This window comes from Providencia sp. LY12 (genome assembly GCF_057621555.1).
The window spans coordinates 2,769,306-2,790,374 of record NZ_CM172594.1 but is presented as its reverse complement, the minus strand read 5'-3'; the positions used below and the strand labels follow the sequence as shown (position 1 = coordinate 2,790,374).

Sequence of the window (21,069 nt, the reverse complement as noted above, 5' to 3'; positions counted from 1 at the left end):
GTGTAATTTATTCATTCTAAGGGGTTTATGCATGTCTCATTCCCAAAGTGGTATTTTGAAGGAACATAGTCGTTTTGGTATTTTTATTGAAGCCATGGTGACCGGGTCGCTCGAAGAGGTGAAATCAGGGTGCAAGATTTTTGTTGATGAATTAACCAAACTACAAGCAAAATTCCCTGATGATCGTCTTGGTGCAGTGATTGCATTTGGTTCAGATGTTTGGAAGCAGCTCGGACACTCCGCTGTTTCACCAGAATTAAAGCCATTTCGCACGCTCGGCAAAGGGCTAGCGCCTGCGACTCAGCGCGATATGTTTATTCATATTCAATCATTACGTCATGATATTAACTTTTCTCTGGCGCAAGCCGCGCTAAAAGCATTTGGTTCATCCATTGAAGTGGTTGAAGAAATTCATGGTTTCCGTTGGGTTGAAGATAGAGATTTAAGCGGTTTCATTGATGGTACAGAAAACCCTCAAGGCGAAGAAATTGCTGAAGTGACGTTGATTAATCAAGGCGATGACATTGGTGGTAGCTATGTCATGGTACAACGCTATGAGCATGACCTGAAAAAATGGTCTCGTTTCTCTGAACATGAACAAGAGAAAATGATTGGTCGTACTAAACACGATAGCGTTGAATTAGACGAAGATGCACGTAATAAAACTTCTCACGTTTCTCGCGTCGTGATTGAAGAAGAGGGGGAAGAGCTTTCTGTGATGCGCCATAGCCTGCCATACGGCACAGCAAGCGGTAAACATGGTTTATTCTTTATTGCCTACTGCGCAACCATCCATAATATTGAACAACAATTGCTGAGCATGTTTGGTGAAACTGATGGTAAATATGATGATCTGCTGCGTATGACGAAAGCCGTTTCTGGTAGCTATTATTACGCGCCATCAATTGAAAGATTATTATCCCTATAATCTTATCGAGACAATTCAAGCTGTCGCAGATAGCGGCAGCTTGAAAGTGTTTACTGATCGGTTTTTTGGAGTTCTTTACGTGCTGCGGCAGCAATGAATCCACTGCGGCTTCCATACTCGGGATTGGCTTTAACTAGCGTATCAATACGATGTAGTAAGCGATGAGGTAGCGTAATATTAATCCTTTCTGCACGTCCATCATATTTATCCATGTCGATATCAACGAATAACCAAAGACCATTTTGATATTCATCTTTTGTACGATTTAGATGCTCTTGCTGAGATTTTGGCTCAGGAATTTCAAACCCTTTTTCACTTAATAATTCAAAGTGGGCATCGAGTGCTGATTTTGCATCAGTGTAAGCATTTTCAATATTGTCGCCAGCAAAAGTACAACCTTCAATATCTGGAAACCAACCACTCGCACTACCATCATGATCAATTTCAATAAAGGCTGGGTATAGCATGTTTTGTCTCCATAAAGATAGCGCTCGGAGCGTGTTAAAAGAGCGCGTCTTTAATTAATGTTTCAGTTTAGCCGCTTTAAGAATTTGATTAAGTGTACCTATCTTTAAATCCTTTCGAGGATGCGGGACTGTGATAACAATTGAAAAGTCTGGATGAGAAAATTGATGATGACTCCCTTTAACTCGCTCTAATTTCCATCCATTATTTTCTAACATATTTATCAGCTCCGAACTTTTCAAGATCCCTCCATCTCGTTAACTGACATACACACGATACACACTGCAATTAGGTTTGGCAAGTATGCATGTTTATTCTTAACGTTTTATTCTAGGCTTAAATGAACCTTCCTCATTACATTAACGTCTTAAATTTCCTCTGAATTTTATGGCTTATTGCTATAACCTCTTTGTTATTCCAACTTGATATATCAAAAGATGATTGATAACTACAAAGTTATAACCAAAACATATACATTGTTTTTTAGATCATGTTTGGGTTTAGTCACGAGTAGGGATCATATGAAAAAATCAATTTTTAAAAATACAGGCTTAGCGAGTTTGGCGATGTTTTCGTTAATGAGTAGCGCATCCCTGACGGCGGCTGAATTACTGAATAGTTCCTATGATATTTCAAGAGAGCTATTTGCGGCGTTAAACCCTGAATTTGAAAAACAGTGGGCGCAGGAAAACCCTAATGATCCACTGACAATCAAGCTGTCTCACGCGGGCTCATCGAAGCAAGCGTTGGCCATTTTGCAAGGGCTAAAAGCGGATGTGGTGACGTTTAACCAAGTGACTGATGTGCAAATTCTCCACGATAAAGGGCAATTAATCCCGGCAGATTGGCAAGCGCGTTTACCGAATAATAGCTCCCCTTATTATTCGACAATGGCGTTTTTAGTTCGTAAGGGCAATCCGAAAGGCATTAAAACGTGGGACGACCTTGCACGCAGTGACGTGAAACTGGTATTTCCAAACCCCAAAACGTCGGGAAATGGTCGCTATACCTACCTTGCCGCATGGGGAGCATTTAACCAAGAAAATGGTAAAGATAGCCCTAAAACACGCGAAAAAATGCAGCAATTCCTGAAAAACGTTGAAGTGTTTGATACGGGCGGTCGTGGTGCAACGACATCATTTATCGAGCGAGGGTTAGGGGATGTTTTAATTAGCTTTGAGTCAGAAGTAAATAACATCCGTAGTCAATATGGCGAATCCGACTACGAAGTGATTGTGCCTCCGGTCGATATTTTGGCGGAATTCCCAGTCGCGTGGATTGACAAAAATGTGCAAAAAAATGGCACAGAAAAAGCGGCAAAAGCCTACTTGAATTACCTCTACACACCTGAGGCACAAAATATTATTACTCGCTTTAATTACCGCGTGAATGACAAACAGGTGATGGAAGCGAATAAAGGCAAATTCCCGTCAACTCAGCTGTTTACGGTGGAATCACAATTTGGCAACTGGAACAATGTGATGAATGACCACTTTTCGACGGGCGGGGAATTTGATCAACTTATGGAACAAGGTCGTCGTTAATGCGTAAATCAGGAAAGCGGTTTTTACCCGGTTTCGGACTGACGTTAGGCAGCAGCTTGTTTTTCGTTTGTTTGATTTTGCTATTGCCTTTAAGCGCTCTCGTAGTGCAGCTTTCCGATATGACATGGCAGCAGTATTGGGCTGTGATCAGTTACCCTCAAGTGGTTGCTGCTTATAAAGTAACTTTATTGGCGGCTCTGGTCGCAAGCCTATTTAATGCGGTTTTTGGCATGTTGCTGGCATGGATTTTAACGCGTTATCGCTTTCCTGGTCGCTTGTTCCTAGATGGATTGGTGGATTTACCTTTTGCGCTTCCTACGGCGGTCGCGGGGCTGACACTCGCGACCTTATTTGCCACATCGGGTTGGTATGGGCAGTATCTGCATCAATTTGATATCAAAGTGGTAAATACTTGGTTAGGTATCGCCGTTGCGATGGCTTTTACCAGTATTCCTTTTGTGGTCAGAACGGTTCAGCCTGTACTGGAAGAGTTAGGACCTGAATACGAAGAAGCTGCACAAACGCTAGGTGCAACACGCTGGCAAACGTTCCGCCGTGTTGTATTACCTGAAGTTTCTCCTGCACTAATAGCGGGAACCGTTTTATCTTTTACACGCAGCCTTGGTGAATTTGGGGCGATTATTTTTATCGCCGGAAACATTGCGTGGCAAACGGAGGTGGTCTCCTTAATGATTTTCAGCCAATTGCAGCAGTTTGATTACCCTGCCGCTAGTGCGATTGCCTCGGTAATTTTAGCGGTATCACTGCTTCTTTTATTCACGGTGAATGTAATCCAAAGCCGCTTTGGTAAACGCTTAGGAGGGCATTAATGGGACAAGTCACACCATTTCCAGTCACTCAACGCAGAAATATCAACTGGGGAAAATGGGCTCTTATTGGAATTGGGCTATTTTTCTCGGTATTGCTGCTGGTGGTGCCGATTATCTGGATTTTTATCACCGCATTTGAAAAGGGGTTGGGTGAAGTCCTCGTTAACTTAAGCAACCCAGATATGCTCCATGCCATCGGATTAACGATTCTTATCGCGTTGATCACAGTGCCTGTTAACTTGGTTTTTGGCGTGATGTTGGCATGGTTGGTGACGCGTTTTCAGTTTCCAGGGCGCCAGTTGTTATTGACCTTAGTTGATATTCCTTTTGCGGTTTCGCCGGTCGTGGCAGGGCTACTCTATTTACTCTTTTACGGTTCGAATAGTTGGTTTGGTGGCTGGTTAGAAGGCTTTGATATTCAGGTGATGTTTTCATGGCCGGGAATGGCGTTAGTGACTATTTTTGTGACATGCCCATTTGTCGTCAGGGAGTTAGTGCCATTGATGCTAAGTCAGGGAAGCCAAGAGGACGAAGCAGCAACATTATTGGGTGCTTCGGGTTGGAAAATGTTTTGGCGAGTCACTCTACCTAATATTCGCTGGGCGCTGCTTTATGGCGTGGTATTAACCAATGCGCGTGCCATTGGCGAATTTGGTGCGGTGTCTGTGGTATCGGGCGCTATTCGTGGTGAAACTTACACATTGCCTCTGCAAGTTGAGTTGCTTCATCAAGATTACAATACGGTAGGTGCGTTCACGGCTGCGGCTATTTTAGCGTTATTAGCGATTATTACCTTGATTGTGAAAAGTGCTTTGCAATGGCATTTAAGCCGGCAGCAAACTGAGTCAGGAGTCCATTAATTATGAGTATTGAAATTAATCATGTTGGTAAATTGTTTGGTAAAACATCAGTGCTGAACAATATCTCATTGGATATCGGCTCAGGGGAAATGGTGGCATTGTTGGGGCCATCTGGCTCTGGGAAAACCACCTTGTTGCGGATTATTGCGGGGCTAGAGCAACAAAGCCACGGTTCGTTACGTTTCCATGGTCAAGATGTAAGCCAAGTCCATGCGAAAGATAGGCATGTCGGTTTCGTTTTCCAGCATTATGCGCTATTTCGCCATATGACGGTATTCGAGAATGTGGCGTTTGGTTTGACGGTATTACCTCGAAAACAGCGACCCTCAAAAGCAGCGATTAAGCAAAAAGCAATGGCGCTGCTTGAGATGGTGCAATTAGCCCATTTGGCTGAGCGTTTTCCTTCTCAGCTTTCTGGTGGACAAAAACAGCGGGTAGCATTGGCAAGAGCATTAGCGGTAGAGCCGCAAATTTTGCTGTTAGACGAACCGTTTGGTGCACTAGACGCGCAAGTGCGTATTGAATTACGTCGTTGGTTGCGTCAGCTTCATGAAGAGTTGAAATTCACGAGTGTATTCGTGACTCATGACCAAGAGGAAGCGATGGAAGTTGCAGATCGCATAGTCGTGATGAGCCAAGGGCATATTGAACAAGTCGGTACTCCAAATGAAATTTGGCAATCACCGGAAACGCGTTTTGTGCTTGAATTCATGGGGGAGGTTAACAAAATCCCTGGACAGATCCGCGGTTCACAGTTGCAGATAGCGAACTTTACCTTCCCACTCGCGCAGGTTAGTGCTCAGCAAGGGGAGGTTGATGTGTTTATTCGCCCTTGGGATATTCGTTTGCAGAAAGAAAGGGATGAACAACACCAATTGCCAGTAAGGATCATTGAATCGGGCCCTCGCGGCCATTTTTGGCAATTAACGGTGCAACCTTTAGGCTGGAATGAAGAAACCTTATCCGTGGTATGGCAGGATGCGCGTACTGTTCCTACAAGGGGCGAAAATTACTATCTCGGCAGCCAACAAACACAAATTTATCAGGGTAAAGAGCCATTATTTTTCCCCTCTCTAGCTAAAAGCGCGTAGATTAATAAGGGATGATTGATTTTAGAATTAATTGTTAATTATATTATCAATCAATAAAAAATTATTATAAGGAAAAACACAGTGTCAACGTTGGAACAGTTTATTGGTCATACGCCGTTGGTTCGCTTGCAACGTCTAACGGAAGGTTTGGATGCTGAAATCTGGGTAAAGCTTGAAGGAAATAACCCTGCCGGTTCAGTAAAAGATAGAGCGGCATTTTCGATGATCAACGAAGCGGAAAAACGCGGGGAGATCAAACCGGGAGATACGCTTATTGAAGCCACCAGTGGCAATACAGGGATCGCTTTAGCGATGATTGCTGCGGTGAAAGGTTACAAACTGAAGCTGTTAATGCCGGATAACATGAGCCAAGAGCGTAAAGCGTCTATGCAAGCTTATGGTGCAGAACTTATTTTAGTGAGTACGACAGTAGGAATGGAAGGGGCGAGGGACTTAGCTCAAGAGATGGCTAAGCGAGGCGAAGGGAAGGTTTTAGACCAATTTAATAACCCTGATAATCCTTTAGCCCATTTTAAAACTACAGGACCCGAGATCTGGCAACAAACAGCAGGGCGAATTACCCATTTTGTGTCCAGTATGGGGACAACAGGCACCATCACTGGCGTGAGTCGTTACTTAAAAAGCCAATCACAAGATGTGGAAATTGTGGGCTTACAACCCGCTGAAAAGAGCCAAATTCCAGGGATTCGTCGTTGGTCTCCAGAATATTTACCGGGGATTTTTGACAGTGAATTAGTGGATACTGTACTCGATATTAATCAGCAAGAAGCTGAAGATACGATGCGTGCTTTAGCAAAACGTGAAGGTATTTTCTGTGGTGTAAGTTCTGGCGGAGCGGTAGCGGGTGCGTTGCGTGTAGCAAAAGAGAACCCTCATGCGGTGATTGTGGCGATTATTTGTGACCGTGGTGATCGCTATTTGTCGACAGGTGTTTTTGATAAGTAAACGTTTTTTGATAAATCAACGACTAGAAAATAGAACCCAACAAAAAACCACCAGGGCAAAAATGTCGCTGGTGGTTTGTTATTAAGCTGCTTTTTAAGGTTTAGCGCAATTATTTCTTAATACGCATAATGACTGTTTCACCCACAGTCACGGTACCGCTTAATTTATTCAGCTCTTTGATCTCGTCCATGTTTGAAATAACAACTGGAGTCAGAACTGATTTTGCTTTTTCTTCTAACAGGGCTAAGTCAAACTCAATGACAACGTCGCCTTTTTTCACAGATTGACCTTCTTCTGCGATACGTTTAAAGCCTTCGCCTTTGAGTTCAACAGTATCAATACCGAAGTGAACAAACAGTTCGATACCATCATCAGATTCAATAGAAAACGCATGGTTAGTTTCAAAGATTTTACCGATTGTACCATCAACCGGAGCCACAATTTTGTTGCCAGAAGGCTTGATAGCAATACCGTCACCAACAATTTTTTCTGCGAACACAACGTCTGGTACATCTTCAATATTGACTATCTCGCCTGATAATGGCGCGATGATTTCAATATTGCCACTGCTACTCTTGTCTTCCGAAACTAGTGATTTCAGTTTGTCAAACAGACCCATGGACCTTCTCCTAATCGTTTTATATGGGACCGAACTAATGTGCTGCTGTTAGCATAACGTTTTTTCTTGGATAAAGGTATCGACAAGTTTCATCAATTCATCGGCTGTTGGTTGAGCAAGTGCTTGTTCCGCTAGCGCTTGAGTATCTGCAAAATTCGCATTACGAATCAGCTTTTTGATACGAGGAATTGAGATTGCGCTCATACTAAATTCGTCCAGCCCCATGCCTAACAGCAATAAGGTCGCACGTTCATCACCTGCTAATTCACCACACATACCCGTCCATTTACCTTCCGCGTGAGAAGCGTCAATCACTTGTTTAATCAAGTTCAAGACGGCTGGAGACATAGGATTATAAAGGTGTGAAATCAGCTCATTACCACGGTCAACCGCTAAAGTGTATTGAGTGAGATCATTCGTCCCAATACTAAAGAAATCAACTTCCTTCGCCAAATGATGAGCAATGATTGCTGCAGCTGGCGTTTCCACCATAATACCGACTTCAATCGCTTCATCAAAGGCTTTGCCTTCTTCTCGTAGCTGCTCTTTAAGCATCTCAAGTTCTGCTTTCAGTTCTCGAACTTCTTCGACAGAAATAACCATCGGGAACATGATACGCAGTTTACCAAATTTAGACGCCCTTAAAATAGCTCTTAATTGAGAGTGTAGAATTTCTTTGCGGTCAAGACAAATACGAATTGCACGCCAGCCAAGGAATGGGTTCTCTTCCTTCGGTAAGTTCATGTAAGGTAAGTCTTTATCACCACCAATATCCATTGTACGTACAATCACGGCTTGGCTGCCCATGGCTTCTGCTACAGCTTTATATGCTTGGAATTGCTCTTCTTCTGTTGGCAGAGCGTCTCTATCCATGAATAAGAATTCAGTGCGGTATAGACCTACACCTTCTGCGCCATTACGCTCAGCACCTGCAACATCACGCACAGTACCGATGTTTGCACAGACTTCAACTTGATGACCGTCTAAGGTCATTGCCGGTAAATCTTTTAATTTTGCCAGCTCTTCTTTTTCTTGCTGGTATTCATTTCTGAAGGCTTTCAGTTTATCAATTTCGCTTTCAGATGGATTGAGGTAAATGGTGTTGTTCACGCCATCTAATACAATAAAATCACCGCTTTTCACTTTGCTGGTCGCATCGGTGGTACCGACAATCGCAGGAATTTCCAGTGAACGAGCCATGATAGAGGTATGGGAAGTACGACCACCGAGGTCAGTGATAAAACCTAATACTTTGTCTAAGTTTAACTGAGCGGTTTCGGATGGTGTCAAATCTGGGGCGACTAAAATAACTTCTTCGGTGATTGCACTTAAATCCACAATCGGCATATTCAGAATGTTTCTGAGCAGTCGTTTACCAATATCGCGTACGTCAGCGGCACGCTCTTTTAGGTATTCGTCGTCTAATGCTTCTAATGCTTGGGCTTGGTCTTCAATGACTGAGTATACCGCCGCATCTGCGGTTTTTTTATCGCCTTTGATGAGAGAGACAATTTCTTGCTCTAATTCTTCATCTTCCAGCAGCATGATATGACCTTCAAAAATCTCAGCTTTTTCCGCACCAAGATTTTTTTCTGCTTTATCTTTGATAAGGCTAAGCTGCTCAGCTGATTTGTTACGTCCATCAATGAAGTTTTGGATCTCTTTATCAATTTGCTCGTCAGTGATTTTACGGGTGCTGACAACAATAGGATCTTCTTTGAGGATGAGAGCCTGACCAAAAGCAAAACCTGGGGATACTAAAATTCCTGAAATCATAATATTACCTTACTACTGATAGGAGATTTGATGTTGCAGAGACAACAGTAGATATAAGTGATTAAGCAGGTGTCCCCGAATAAATTATTCAGGGACAGGGAATTATTACGTTAAAACAAGATGGCAAAGTGAAACGTTATTCTAATTCGCCCATCAGTTTAACTAAAAATTCAACTGCTTGTTGTTCATCTTCACCTTCAGCAGAAATGGTGACTACGGTGCCTTGGGTTAAACCTAATGTTTGTAGTTTGAACAGGCTTTTTGCGCTAGCTGACTTGCCGCCTGAACTCAGAGTAATGTCTGAAGTGAACGCTTTTGCTTCTTTAACGAATTGAGCCGCAGGACGAGTATGTAAACCGTTAGGTGCTGTAATAGTAACTTCTTGCTGGAACATAATATTTCCTCAGTGATTTTAAGATTTTTATGATGACACAGCCTATTGTAGATGAAATATGCTGAGCATGCGTATAATTTAGATTATCAACGATTCATTTGGTTTTCTACTTTGTTTGGTATCAACCAAATTATCATTTATTTAGCTTAAATTTCACACGACGCTTTTAGTGGGTATTTTGCCATTCAATGGATGAGTGACTAAAAAATGATTAATTTCGAGGTGTGAAATAATTACTATGTTTAATACTAAATGCCGGATAATAAATCATCCCAATCCGTGCTAATCTATGATCTCACCCACAAAAAAAGCACCTAATTGGTGCTTTTTTAACGTAATGTTAACCTAACAATCATTATTCAGCATTAATATCTGCAAACAGTGCGGTGGATAAGTAACGCTCTCCTGAAGACGGAAGAATGACCACAATATTTTTGTCTTTATATTCTGGTAGTGCAGCAAGTTTAGCGGCTGCCGCAATCGCAGCACCCGAAGAAATACCTGCCAGAATACCTTCTTTTTCCATTAACTCACGAGCGGTTGAAATTGCTTCGTCATCAGTAATTTGCAGGACTTTATCAATAATAGAAAGGTCTAAGTTGCCAGGGATAAAGCCAGCACCGATACCTTGGATTTTATGGGGACCTGGCTTAATTTCTTCACCAGAAAGAGCTTGAGTGATTACTGGGGAAGTTGCGGGTTCAACGGCAACCATCACCACATCTTTTTTCCCTTTTGTCTGCTTTAAATAGCGTCCAATACCTGTGATAGTCCCGCCAGTTCCAACACCAGAAACAACGACATCCACGTTGCCATCAGTATCATTCCATATTTCAGGCCCGGTCGTTTTCTCGTGAATGGCTGGGTTGGCTGGGTTACTAAATTGCTGTAATAGCAGATACTTACTTGGGTTGCTGTTGACGATTTCTTCCGCTTTCGCAATAGCACCTTTCATACCTTTGGCGCCTTCAGTCAGGATTAAATTAGCGCCAAGGGCTTTTAGAAGTTTACGGCGTTCTACGCTCATGGTTTCTGGCATGGTCAGCGTTAGTTTATAACCACGAGCCGCGGCCACGTAAGCGAGGGCAATACCTGTATTTCCGCTTGTTGGCTCAACCAGTTCTTTATCTTTTGTCAGGATGCCTTTTTTCTCTGCATCCCAAATCATGTTCGCGCCCACACGGCATTTCACGCTGAAGCTTGGGTTACGAGACTCCACTTTTGCCAAAATATTACCGTTGCCAAAATGCTGTAAACGCACTAATGGAGTATTTCCAATGGTCAACGAATTATCTTCATAAATTTTGCTCATGGGACATCCTTAAAATTAACGGTTAGCCAAGAATTAGGTGTGTTTTCAAAATTGAATATGAATTCAACATACTCGAACATCTGATTATTGCAAATATGATTTAACGCTAGAATATAACCATGGGTTATTTAAAATTGGATTATTATAACTAAGATGGAATGTTTGATATCGGGCGAATTTGAGAGTAGGAGCAGTGGAGAAGGATATGCAGATAGGTACCTGCATATCCCTAGAAAGCGTTAGTTTTGATAAGGGCTAATAGCGAGCATAACGAGCGCGATAACGGTCAACCCACATTAAGGTTGCGCCACAAACTGCAACCGGCATGATGACTAAATTCAAAATTGGGATCATCATTAATAAGCTGACGGCACCACCAAATTGAACATTATTCACTCGGTCTTTTGAGAGTGCTTGCTTCATGTCGTTAAACCCAACTCGATGGTTATCAAATGGGTAATCGCAATATTGAATAGACATCATCCAAGCGCCGAACAGGAACCATAAAACGGGTGCAACAGTTTGCCCAATACCGGGAATAAAGAACAGCACCAATAACACTATGGCTCGCGGCAAATAGTAAGCAATTCGCACAAATTCGCGTTTAATCATGCGCGGTACATCTTTTAGCAATTCAGCCATGCCCGTATCAGGTGCAGGCTTACCGGTTAGTTCAGCTTCTAAATGCTCTGATAGCCAGCCGTTAAACGGAGCCGCGATGATATTGGCAATCGTGCTAAAGAAATAGCTGAAAACCAGTAAGATAGAAATGACGGCAACAGGCCAAATCAGATAGTCAAGCCATTGTAGCCAGCTAGGGATGTAGCTCATTACCTGCTCAATCCATCCGCCAAGCTTGCTGTATAACCACCAAAAAGCGCCACCAAGCAGCAGAATGTTTGCTAATAGGGGTAAAATAACAAAACGCTTAATGCCAGGACGAGTGATTAGTCGCCACCCTTGTGAAAAGTAATAAAAACCAGAGTGATTTTTTTGTGGCGAAAATGTCGATTGGGTCATACTTCTTATTATCTCCTTTGCGGGTGAGCATGTATCATATAGGTATGAAATTACACTGACTAGTGATAATTTTGTTTAAAAAAGCAGCAAACGAAGGCGGAATATTCTCTTTCTTGTAAGAAAATCGTTCTGAGGGTTGCACTTAGAGCAATTGAGAAATAATCTTAAGGTAGTTTCCGCCGTGATGGCATCATTATTCATCAACTAGAGATAGCAGCGATGCAGGATTTGCGTCTAATATTAGTGGTCGTAGGTGCGATAGCCATTGTCGCTTTATTACTGCATGGTTTATGGACCAGCCGTAAAGAGCGCTCTAAGTTATTTCGCGACAGACCTGTAAAACGTAGAAAGAATGACACGCAGGAAAATTCATCAGAATATGATGATTCTGCTCTGTTTACTGAAAATCAACCGGTACAAAAAGCCGCTGTTGAAGATCAGCCTATCTATATGGTGAAAGAGGAGCCACGTGCTGAACCTGTTTCTCAACCCCATACAATTCAACGTGACGCTGAGCCTGAGTTTAATTTAACTGCGGAGCACTCACCACAGCCTGCTTCAAAGCCAGTTAAACCAACAGCTTCTGAGCCTGTGTTTGCTCCACATGTTGATAATCGCCATGCTCCTGAGCAATTGACGATTAATATGGCAGATGAAGCAGATTTACAAGAGCATGTTTCAGAACCTGTACGCATTCATACAGAGCCGAAAATTCATGTGTCTGCACAGCAAGAGTCTGTACCACAAGTCTCTGTTCATCAAGAAGCGGTACAACCTGTGGCTCAACCTCATAGTGAAGTCGATCACGAAGCACCAAGTGCACCAGCAGAAAAAGCGGCAGTTGCAAGCGAAAAAGAAATTGTTCTGGTACTGCATGTTGCAGCGCATCACGGGCAGGTTCTTGAAGGTGAAGCATTACTGCAAAGCATTCTTCAAGCTGGCTTCCAATTCGGTGCCATGAATATCTTCCACCGTCACGTTCATCCAGCGGGATCGGGGCCAGTATTATTTAGTTTGGCAAATATGGTGAAACCGGGGTCATTTGACCCAGAAGCTATGTCTGATTTCACCACACCGGGCGTCTCTATCTTTATGATGGTGCCGTCTTATGGTGAAGCTAGCCAGAACTTTAAATTAATGCTCCAAGCGGCACAACGTATTGCATCAGATGCAGGTGGTGTTGTGTTGGATGATGAACGAAAAATACTGACACCTCAAAAAATAGAGGTGTATCATGCTAGAATTCGAAATACATTAAGTTAATTAAAACCCCCGATTCAGGGGGTTTTTTATATCTATTGGTGAAACATGACGACGAAACAAACCCCAGACGCACTCACGCAAAAAATAGACGCGTTAAAACAACAATTGCGCCATCACGAATACCTCTATCACGTTATGGATGCACCAGAAATTCCTGATGTGGAATATGACAAGCTGATGCAGGAACTTAAAAGCCTCGAAGCGCAGCATCCAGAACTGATCACCACAGATTCCCCAACCCAGCGAGTGGGCGCTGCGCCATTAGTCGCATTTGATACAGTTCGCCATGAAATTCCCATGCTTTCTTTAGATAACGTATTTGATGAAGAAAGCTATCTTGCATTTGATAAACGCGTGAAAGACCGACTGCATAATCACACGGAATTGACATTCTGCTGCGAACTTAAATTGGATGGTCTAGCCGTTAGTTTGCTGTATGAAAATGGTGAGTTAGTTCAAGCGGCAACCCGTGGTGATGGTACTGTTGGCGAAAATATCACGGCCAACGTACGCACGATCAAAGCTATTCCGCTACGTTTACGGGGGGATAATATTCCTGCCCGTGTTGAAATTCGTGGTGAAGTTTTTATGCCTCAAAAAGGCTTTGAGGCCATGAACGAAGAAGCGCGTAAAACAGATGGTAAGATTTTCGCTAACCCACGCAATGCGGCGGCGGGTTCTCTTCGCCAGTTAGACCCGCGTATTACCGCTAAACGTCCATTAACTTTCTACTGCTATGGTGTAGGACTGGTGGAAGGCAAAACATTGCCAGATACCCATTATGAGCGCTTGATGCAATTTAAAGCGTGGGGGCTGCCAGTGAGTGAGCATGTACAGCTACGTGTTGGTTGTCAACAAGTGCTTGATTTCTATCACCATGTTGAAAAAATTCGCCCGACGCTCGGTTTTGATATCGATGGTGTCGTGATTAAAGTGAATGATATTGCCACTCAAGAAGAATTAGGTTTTGTTTCCCGGGCACCACGCTGGGCGACGGCGTTTAAATTCCCAGCTCAAGAGCAAATCACATTACTAAAAGATGTCGAGTTCCAAGTGGGGCGCACAGGGGCGATTACGCCCGTGGCTCGATTAGAGCCAGTGCAAGTTGCGGGTGTTGTGGTGAGTAATGCCACACTCCATAACGCGGATGAAATTGACCGTTTGGGTGTTCGCATTGGGGATACTGTTGTGATCCGTCGAGCAGGGGATGTTATTCCTCAAATCGTGAGTGTCGTGCTAGATAAACGCCCTGCGGATAGTCGTGAAATTTTATTCCCAACCCATTGCCCAGTCTGTAATTCGGATATTGAGCGTATCGAAGGGGAAGCGGTGGCACGTTGCACCGGCGGATTAACCTGTGGCGCTCAATTAAAAGAATCACTGAAACACTTTGTTTCTCGCCGTGCGATGGATGTCGATGGGATGGGGGATAAAATTATTGAGCAGCTGGTCGACGCGGAATATGTGAAAAATGCGGCGCAGCTCTATCAATTATCAGCGGGTAAATTAACCGGCCTAGAACGAATGGGACCGAAATCTGCACAAAAACTCATTGATGCGCTCGAAAAATCCAAACAAACGACACTGGCTCGCTTTATCTATGCATTAGGGATCCGTGAAGTGGGTGAGGCGACAGCGGCGAACCTTGCAGCACATTATGCATCATTAGATGCGGTGATGGCGGCGGATGAAGAATCACTGAAAACCGTTCAAGATATTGGTGAAGTGGTGGCAAAACATGTGGTGCATTTCTTCCGCGAAGAGCACAATCGCCAAGTGATTCATGATTTACTGACCATCGCGAACATCCACTGGCCTGAAGTGAAAGTGATTAACAGTGCTGACATCGATAGCCCATTTGCTGGAAAAACGGTCGTGCTAACCGGATCGATGTTAACGCTTTCTCGCGATGAAGCTAAGGATAGATTGATTGCCTTAGGCGCGAAAGTCGCGGGTAGTGTATCGAAAAAAACTGACTTGGTGATTGCCGGTGAAGCGGCGGGTTCAAAGTTAGCGAAAGCGACAGAATTGGGGATAAAAGTCATTGATGAAGAAGAATTAATTCGTTTGCTGAATATCTAATCGTGACCTATATTTAATGCGCAATGCCATTATCGTCCACCGTGATAATGGCATTTCTTATTTTCGGGCTAACATTTTTACAGTTGTTATTAATGTGTTACTCATGAAACGTGATCTGGTCGTGACTTTTGAAAGATAGGCTGAGTCAGTTTTCATATTAATGTGACGTTAATCTCATTTAAATGTTGTCTATTACATAGAATATGCGCATAGACTGATTCGTAACTTTGTTGGAGTCAAATATGACCTCGATCCTGCACTTTATTTTATCCATTGTCATCATCGGCGCTCTCGCTATTTTAGCGAGTAGTAACCGTAGAGGGATCCGCCCTCGTTATGTTATTCAATTACTTGTGATCCAAATTGCACTCGCTTACCTGTTCTTAAAATCAGGTATCGGTGAGTCTTTCGTTCTTGGTGTTGCTGGCGTATTTACCCATTTATTGGGTTATGCGGCAGAAGGGACCAAATTTATCTTTGGCGGAATGATTGAAGGCAACTTAGCATTCTTCTTCCTACAAGTATTGTGTCCAATTATCTTTATCTCTGCACTGATTGGTATTTTACAGCACATTAAAGTCCTGCCTTTCGTTATCCGCATCATCGGTACGGTGCTGTCGAAAGTAAACGGCATGGGTAAACTTGAGTCATTCAACGCAGTAAGTTCATTACTGTTGGGTCAGTCAGAAAACTTTATTGCCTATAAAGACCAATTAGGCAGCATGTCAGAAAGAAGAATGTACACCATGGCGGCAACGGCGATGTCTACCGTTTCAATGTCCATCGTGGGTGCATACATGACCATGTTAGATCCAAAATATGTGGTTGCCGCTTTGGTCTTAAACATGTTTGGTACATTCGTGGTGTTATCGCTGATCAACCCTTACCCACCAGAAGGGGAAAAAGAGATCCAAATGCGCAGCCTGCATGAAGGTCAAAGCTTCTTCGAAATGCTGGGTGAATATATTCTTGCAGGGTTTAAAGTTGCGATTATCGTTTCTGCGATGCTGATTGGTTTTATCGCCCTGATTGCGATGGTTAATGGAATCTGTTCTGCAATTTTCAATGTTAGCTTCCAAACTATGCTGGGCTATGTGTTCTATCCATTTGCTTGGATGTTAGGTATCCCTGCGAATGAAGCGCTACAAGTTGGCGGCATCATGGCAGTGAAAATGGTGACCAACGAATTCGTGGCAATGGATGGCTTAAAAGCGGTAGCATCGGGTTTATCTGACCGCTCTGTGGGCATCTTATCGGTATTCTTAGTGTCATTCGCTAACTTCTCTTCCATCGGTATTATTGCTGGTGCAATTAAAGGGTTAGATGAAAAACAAGGTAATACCGTTGCACGTTTTGGTCTGAAATTACTGTACGGTTCAACGCTGGTAAGCTTCTTATCTGCTGCGGTGGTTGGATTAATCCTGTAGTCATTACGATAAAAAGTGTTACAGTGAGAAACGGCATTCAGTGAATGCCGTTTTTTTATGTTTAACGCTTTCTGTTTAGAAGGAATTGGGAAGAAATGGAAAAACAAGACTTACTCGATATAGCCAATACATCGATGCCATTTGGTAAATATAAAGGTTGTGTCCTGATTGATCTTCCTGAGGAATACTTGCTGTGGTTTTATAAAAAAGGGGAGTTTCCGGCAGGGCGATTAGGGCAATTGATGGAGATGACGCTCGGGCTGAAGATAGAAGGGCTAGATAGTATTGTTAAGCCCCTAAAACGAAGGTAAGGGTTAGAGGCTTAATCGATAATTAAAGCGTGTTGAGTAGGCTGTTGGCCGTATCTATACCCGATTGGTAAGCACCATGTACGGTGCCGGCTCCTAATAGTGCTAAATGTTCTCCAGCAAAGAAAATTTTGTTATCAATAGGCTGTTTTAACTGGGCTATTTGATCCGCCGAATAGTTAGGGGCGGGGTAGCTAAACGAACCATAAGCGTAAATATCTTTTTCCCACTCGGTTTTTATCAGCTGTATAGGTGCGGGTACATTATCAAATACCTTACTGAGCGATTGTTGCAGTTCATGCCATGCGGCGTATTCATCACACTCTTCAAGCCATTTTGCGGATAACCCACCAAATAAAAACAGCAACGTTGGTTTTTGGTAAATTGCACTCACATCCATAAAATTTAGCCAATAATCAGACTCATGAATATACATACTATTGACGTTATTGAGTGAGTTTTTACGCCAGAAAGCCTGTTCAAAGGTGACAAATAACTTGTTGAATACACCGAAACCTAACTGATGAATAGCTTCTTGAGTTTTTTCAGGCAGTGCAGGCGTAAAATGAATTTTGTTTTTCTTCAACACCCCGAGCGGTACGGTAACAACGACTTTATAGGTATTGAACTGTTGCCCATCAAGTGTGGTGACAGTGACATAATTATCTAAGTAATGGATATGTTCAACAGGGTGGTTAAGGCGAATATCCAACCTTTTCGATAGCGTTTCGATAATTTGGGAATATCCGCGAGGGAAGATAACTTCATCGCCTTCACAAAAGCCTTCAAGTTGTAAAAAATAGGGAGATAATGTCTCTAATGTGCAAGCACAGGGATCTTCAGCGATAACTTCAAAAAACTCATGTAAACCTGTTTGTAGCTGTTCAAACAGGGATTGACTTGCATGGTGGCCTACTGTCAATAAATGGTGGAATTCAGGGCTTTGTAACCAACTATTTAACGCTTCGGCTGCATTGTTAAATTGGCAGGGTGATGAAATGGTTTCAAACTGTTCCATTAAATAATCAAGACCCGCTTCAAAAGCCTCTTTTTCGTTCTCACACAAAACCAAACCATTTTTCTTATAGAAAATAGCGTCTTGGTAATTGAAAACAACGGTTTGGATATGGTGCTGTTGTGCGATTGCACTAATTGGATTGTCGGTAATACCGTGGATCCAAGAAGCGCCTAAATCATAAAATTGGTTATCAATTTCACGCGTATGAATACGCCCACCAAGACGGTCGCGTGCTTCTAAGATAAGGACTTTTTTATGTTGGGAGTTTTGGGGTTGTGACTGTAATTGATTTGCGACTGATAAACCTGAAACTCCTGCTCCTATCACAATGATATCGGCATCTATGTGTGGCATAACTCACCTAGTTGAAATGGAATACGGACGATGTGTGATTACACATCTGAATAATTTCATTTAAATAAAATTATGAGCCAATTATATATGAGTTAATCAAATGTGAATAGACGGTAAAGTAGAAGAAAGTGAATTAGGCTAAATTCCAAGAATAACTGCAAATGGGATTTGGAAGAATAAAGAGTAAATTAAAGGGAGATAGGAAAGAGTTTGGTGGAGCTAAGCGGGATCGAACCGCTGACCTCTTGCATGCCATGCAAGCGCTCTCCCAGCTGAGCTATAGCCCCAAACGAAGTATTTTGTTGTGAAATTCAGACATCTAAACTGGTTTTTAGATGGTGGAGCTAAGCGGGATCGAACCGCTGACCTCTTGCATGCCATGCAAGCGCTCTCCCAGCTGAGCTATAGCCCCAAACAAAATCTTTTGGACGGGAGGCATCATATTCAAGCTCGGTTGGAGTGTCAATATATTAATATGTTTTTCGGGTTTAACTGCTGAAATATAGAACATTTTGCAATCGATTCCCATTTGATATGGTAGCTGAAAAAAAACTGCCCCTTAAGTTAAGAGGCAGTATATAGAGAGGAATCTTGTTTAGAAATTTATTGTGCGGATGCTTCGCGTTCTGCGATAAACGCTAATGCTTTTTCGATACGAGCCACAGAGCGAGCCTGACCGATAGCATGAACGGTAACATCTAACCCTGGAGATTGACCTGCACCCGTTACCGCTACACGTAAAGGCATTCCTACTTTACCCATACCCACGTCTAATTCAGCCGCAGTCGCTTCAATCGCTTGATGGACATTCTCTGCCGTCCAATCGGAAATAGCGATTAATTTGTCTTTCACCACTTCTAATGGCTGACGTGCAACTGGGCGTAAGTGTTTTTTCGCTGCATCAGCATCAAACTCTTCAAAATCCTGATAGAAGTAGTGGCAAGATTCCGCCATTTCTTTCAGTGTTTTACAGCGCTCACCCAGTAACTTGATTAATTCAACTAACTGTGGACCTGTGCTGGTGTCGATATTTTGCTGTTCGATATGCCATGCAAGGTAAGTTGCGACTTCTTCAGCTGGCAGGGTATTGATGTAGTGATGGTTCAGCCACTGTAATTTCTCAGTGTTGAATGCACTCGCTGATTTGCTGATAGCATCAAGAGAGAAATATTCTTTCATTTCTTCAATTGAGAAGATCTCTTGGTCGCCGTGTGACCAGCCTAAACGTACTAAATAGTTTAATAGTGCTTGTGGCAGGTAACCGTCATCGCGATATTGCATAACACTAACAGCGCCATGGCGTTTAGACAGTTTTTTACCATCATCACCTAAAATCATCGAAACGTGGGCATATTCAGGCACTGGCGCGCCTAATGCTTTGAGAATGTTGATTTGGCGAGGGGTGTTATTGATATGGTCTTCACCACGAATGACATGAGTAATTTCCATATCCCAGTCATCAATCACCACACAGAAGTTATACGTTGGAGAACCATCAGTGCGACGGATGATTAAGTCATCCAGTTCTTGGTTACTGAATTCAATTGGACCACGAATGGTGTCATTGAAAATAACGGAACCTTCTTGCGGGTTACGGAAGCGAACAACATGTGGTTCTGCCGCAGTGTGGTTATGTTCATGGTCACGGCAACAACCGTCATAGCGAGGTTTTTCACCTTTTGCCATTTGTTCTTCGCGTAACGCTTCTAAACGCTCTTTAGAGCAGTAGCAGCGGTAAGCGGTACCTGCTTCTAACATGGTATCGATTACCGCATTGTAGCGGTCGAAACGCTTAGTTTGATAGTAAGGACCTTCATCCCAATTTAAATTCAACCAGTTCATACCGTCCATAATGGCATCGATAGCTTCCTGAGTTGAACGTTCTAAGTCGGTATCTTCAATACGCAGGACAAATTCGCCCTGATTGTGGCGACTATATAACCAGGAATACAGGGCGGTACGAGCACCACCAACGTGCAAGTAGCCAGTTGGGCTTGGTGCAAAACGGGTTTTGATTTTACTCATCGAGATTGCCTTAATTGCGAAACGTTGTTTCTTAATGCGCTTATGATCATCGTAAGCATTGCTAAAAGTTCCTCTATTCTATCACCCTGTAGTGAATCCTCAATCTGCTTATCCCTATACTGATAAAGAAAATCATCAAATTGGGAAAATAACCGCTAAATTTTTTAGTCTGGTGGGCTTTGGATGATTTTTTTCTAATAAAATTTAGTAGGATAATGTAGATAATTGATTAAAAAGGGTACTTCTTAGGTGATAATTAAAACATCTTGATTATTTTTGCAACGAACAGAAAAAATCTATTCAAAAACCGTTGACTCAGAACGCAGTATCCCTATAATGCACCTCCATCGACGACGGGGCGATTAGCTCAGTTGGTAGAGCACCTCCCTTACAAGGAGGGGGTCAGTGGTTCGAGCCCGCTATCGCCCACCACCGTTGACGATGAAAACATAAATGATTGGGCGATTAGCTCAGTTGGTAGAGCACCTCCCTTACAAGGAGGGGGTCAGTGGTTCGAGCCCGCTATCGCCCACCAATTATTTATGACAATGTGATTATTATGAAGTGGGCGATTAGCTCAGTTGGTAGAGCACCTCCCTTACAAGGAGGGGGTCAGTGGTTCGAGCCCGCTATCGCCCACCACTTCATCTTTTCTTGCATTAAGACAATTCAGAAATACAGATGGGTCGTTAGCTCAGTTGGTAGAGCAGTTGACTTTTAATCAATTGGTCGCAGGTTCGAATCCTGCACGACCCACCATCTAAATGAAGTAAGTCATTCAAGCAGT

At 42.9% G+C, this 21,069-nt stretch carries 19 protein-coding genes and 6 tRNA genes; 14 read left to right on the top strand and 11 right to left on the bottom strand.

What is annotated here, in order from left to right; all coding sequences use genetic code 11:
* The first annotated feature begins 31 nt into the window (after positions 1–31).
* Positions 32–928, top strand: coding sequence for a Dyp-type peroxidase (locus ACY3ZI_RS13280; RefSeq protein ID WP_036949519.1), 897 nt, complete (start codon positions 32–34; stop codon positions 926–928).
* 50 nt (positions 929–978) lie between these two features.
* Here ACY3ZI_RS13280 and ACY3ZI_RS13275 read toward each other — a convergent pair whose 3' ends face one another.
* Both ACY3ZI_RS13275 and ACY3ZI_RS13270 read right to left on the bottom strand, forming a co-directional pair.
* A complete protein-coding gene (locus tag ACY3ZI_RS13275) occupies positions 979–1,395 on the bottom strand; it encodes a type II toxin-antitoxin system HicB family antitoxin (RefSeq protein WP_036949521.1) in 417 nt (138 codons plus the stop codon).
* A 54-nt stretch (positions 1,396–1,449) separates the two neighbouring features.
* A complete protein-coding gene (locus tag ACY3ZI_RS13270) occupies positions 1,450–1,635 on the bottom strand; it encodes a type II toxin-antitoxin system HicA family toxin (protein ID WP_132495542.1) in 186 nt (61 codons plus the stop codon).
* 279 nt (positions 1,636–1,914) lie between these two features.
* On the opposite strand from ACY3ZI_RS13270, the gene ACY3ZI_RS13265 reads away from it, so the two are divergent.
* The 5 genes from ACY3ZI_RS13265 to cysM all read left to right on the top strand — a co-directional run bounded on the left by ACY3ZI_RS13265 (position 1,915) and on the right by cysM (position 6,684).
* Positions 1,915–2,937, top strand: a complete 1,023-nt coding sequence (locus tag ACY3ZI_RS13265) for a sulfate ABC transporter substrate-binding protein (protein ID WP_487375314.1) — start codon at positions 1,915–1,917, stop codon at positions 2,935–2,937.
* Complete coding sequence (gene cysT / locus ACY3ZI_RS13260; RefSeq protein ID WP_036949525.1) at positions 2,937–3,767, top strand: sulfate/thiosulfate ABC transporter permease CysT; 831 nt, start codon at positions 2,937–2,939, stop codon at positions 3,765–3,767. The genes ACY3ZI_RS13265 and cysT overlap by 1 nt, the downstream gene beginning before the upstream one ends.
* Positions 3,767–4,627, top strand: coding sequence for a sulfate/thiosulfate ABC transporter permease CysW (gene cysW, locus ACY3ZI_RS13255; protein ID WP_036949527.1), 861 nt, complete (start codon positions 3,767–3,769; stop codon positions 4,625–4,627). The genes cysT and cysW overlap by 1 nt, the downstream gene beginning before the upstream one ends.
* A 2-nt stretch (positions 4,628–4,629) precedes the next feature.
* Positions 4,630–5,718, top strand: a complete 1,089-nt coding sequence (gene cysA / locus ACY3ZI_RS13250) for a sulfate/thiosulfate ABC transporter ATP-binding protein CysA (protein WP_132495536.1) — start codon at positions 4,630–4,632, stop codon at positions 5,716–5,718.
* An 81-nt stretch (positions 5,719–5,799) separates the two neighbouring features.
* The gene (gene cysM / locus ACY3ZI_RS13245) at positions 5,800–6,684 is read left to right on the top strand and encodes a cysteine synthase CysM (RefSeq protein WP_108478548.1); all 885 of its coding nucleotides are present in this window, start codon (positions 5,800–5,802) and stop codon (positions 6,682–6,684) included.
* Between the two features lie 109 nt (positions 6,685–6,793).
* Here cysM and crr read toward each other — a convergent pair whose 3' ends face one another.
* From crr to cysZ, 5 genes are all read right to left on the bottom strand, one after another.
* Positions 6,794–7,303 (bottom strand): PTS glucose transporter subunit IIA, encoded by a 510-nt coding sequence (gene crr, locus ACY3ZI_RS13240; RefSeq protein WP_006658610.1) that lies wholly within the window; start codon positions 7,301–7,303, stop codon positions 6,794–6,796.
* Between the two features lie 48 nt (positions 7,304–7,351).
* The gene (gene ptsI, locus ACY3ZI_RS13235) at positions 7,352–9,079 is read right to left on the bottom strand and encodes a phosphoenolpyruvate-protein phosphotransferase PtsI (RefSeq protein ID WP_211886135.1); all 1,728 of its coding nucleotides are present in this window, start codon (positions 9,077–9,079) and stop codon (positions 7,352–7,354) included.
* A 136-nt stretch (positions 9,080–9,215) separates the two neighbouring features.
* Positions 9,216–9,473: a phosphocarrier protein Hpr gene (ptsH, locus tag ACY3ZI_RS13230; RefSeq protein ID WP_006658608.1), complete on the bottom strand. Its 258-nt coding sequence runs from the start codon at positions 9,471–9,473 to the stop codon at positions 9,216–9,218.
* Positions 9,474–9,828: 355 nt separating this feature from the next.
* On the bottom strand, positions 9,829–10,785 hold the full coding sequence (gene cysK / locus ACY3ZI_RS13225) for a cysteine synthase A (RefSeq protein WP_211886133.1): 957 nt from the start codon (positions 10,783–10,785) through the stop codon (positions 9,829–9,831).
* A 255-nt stretch (positions 10,786–11,040) separates the two neighbouring features.
* Entirely contained in the window at positions 11,041–11,805 is a 765-nt protein-coding gene (cysZ, locus tag ACY3ZI_RS13220; RefSeq protein WP_187129367.1) for a sulfate transporter CysZ, read from the bottom strand.
* A 219-nt stretch (positions 11,806–12,024) separates the two neighbouring features.
* On the opposite strand from cysZ, the gene zipA reads away from it, so the two are divergent.
* From zipA to ACY3ZI_RS13200, 4 genes are all read left to right on the top strand, one after another.
* Complete coding sequence (zipA, locus tag ACY3ZI_RS13215) at positions 12,025–13,068, top strand: cell division protein ZipA (RefSeq protein ID WP_211886131.1); 1,044 nt, start codon at positions 12,025–12,027, stop codon at positions 13,066–13,068.
* 45 nt (positions 13,069–13,113) lie between these two features.
* Positions 13,114–15,150, top strand: coding sequence for an NAD-dependent DNA ligase LigA (gene ligA, locus ACY3ZI_RS13210; RefSeq protein WP_487375313.1), 2,037 nt, complete (start codon positions 13,114–13,116; stop codon positions 15,148–15,150).
* A gap of 242 nt (positions 15,151–15,392) precedes the next feature.
* Positions 15,393–16,577: a NupC/NupG family nucleoside CNT transporter gene (locus ACY3ZI_RS13205; RefSeq protein WP_036949543.1), complete on the top strand. Its 1,185-nt coding sequence runs from the start codon at positions 15,393–15,395 to the stop codon at positions 16,575–16,577.
* A 95-nt stretch (positions 16,578–16,672) separates the two neighbouring features.
* Complete coding sequence (locus ACY3ZI_RS13200) at positions 16,673–16,888, top strand: DUF3820 family protein (RefSeq protein ID WP_211886127.1); 216 nt, start codon at positions 16,673–16,675, stop codon at positions 16,886–16,888.
* Between the two features lie 22 nt (positions 16,889–16,910).
* Here the strand turns inward: ACY3ZI_RS13200 and ACY3ZI_RS13195 are convergent, their stop codons facing one another.
* The 4 genes from ACY3ZI_RS13195 to gltX all read right to left on the bottom strand — a co-directional run bounded on the left by ACY3ZI_RS13195 (position 16,911) and on the right by gltX (position 20,282).
* On the bottom strand, positions 16,911–18,257 hold the full coding sequence (locus tag ACY3ZI_RS13195) for a flavin monoamine oxidase family protein (RefSeq protein WP_487375312.1): 1,347 nt from the start codon (positions 18,255–18,257) through the stop codon (positions 16,911–16,913).
* A 211-nt stretch (positions 18,258–18,468) separates the two neighbouring features.
* Positions 18,469–18,544, bottom strand: a tRNA-Ala gene (locus ACY3ZI_RS13190).
* A gap of 49 nt (positions 18,545–18,593) precedes the next feature.
* Positions 18,594–18,669 (bottom strand) — tRNA-Ala (locus tag ACY3ZI_RS13185).
* Positions 18,670–18,860: 191 nt separating this feature from the next.
* Positions 18,861–20,282 (bottom strand): glutamate--tRNA ligase, encoded by a 1,422-nt coding sequence (gene gltX / locus ACY3ZI_RS13180; RefSeq protein ID WP_211886116.1) that lies wholly within the window; start codon positions 20,280–20,282, stop codon positions 18,861–18,863.
* A gap of 356 nt (positions 20,283–20,638) precedes the next feature.
* Here gltX and ACY3ZI_RS13175 point away from each other — a divergent pair.
* The 4 genes from ACY3ZI_RS13175 (at position 20,639) to ACY3ZI_RS13160 (ending at position 21,041) form a co-directional block, all read left to right on the top strand.
* A tRNA-Val gene (locus ACY3ZI_RS13175) sits at positions 20,639–20,714 on the top strand.
* Between the two features lie 27 nt (positions 20,715–20,741).
* Positions 20,742–20,817 (top strand) — tRNA-Val (locus ACY3ZI_RS13170).
* 31 nt (positions 20,818–20,848) lie between these two features.
* Positions 20,849–20,924, top strand: a tRNA-Val gene (locus ACY3ZI_RS13165).
* A 41-nt stretch (positions 20,925–20,965) separates the two neighbouring features.
* Positions 20,966–21,041, top strand: a tRNA-Lys gene (locus ACY3ZI_RS13160).
* Positions 21,042–21,069 lie beyond the last annotated feature (28 nt).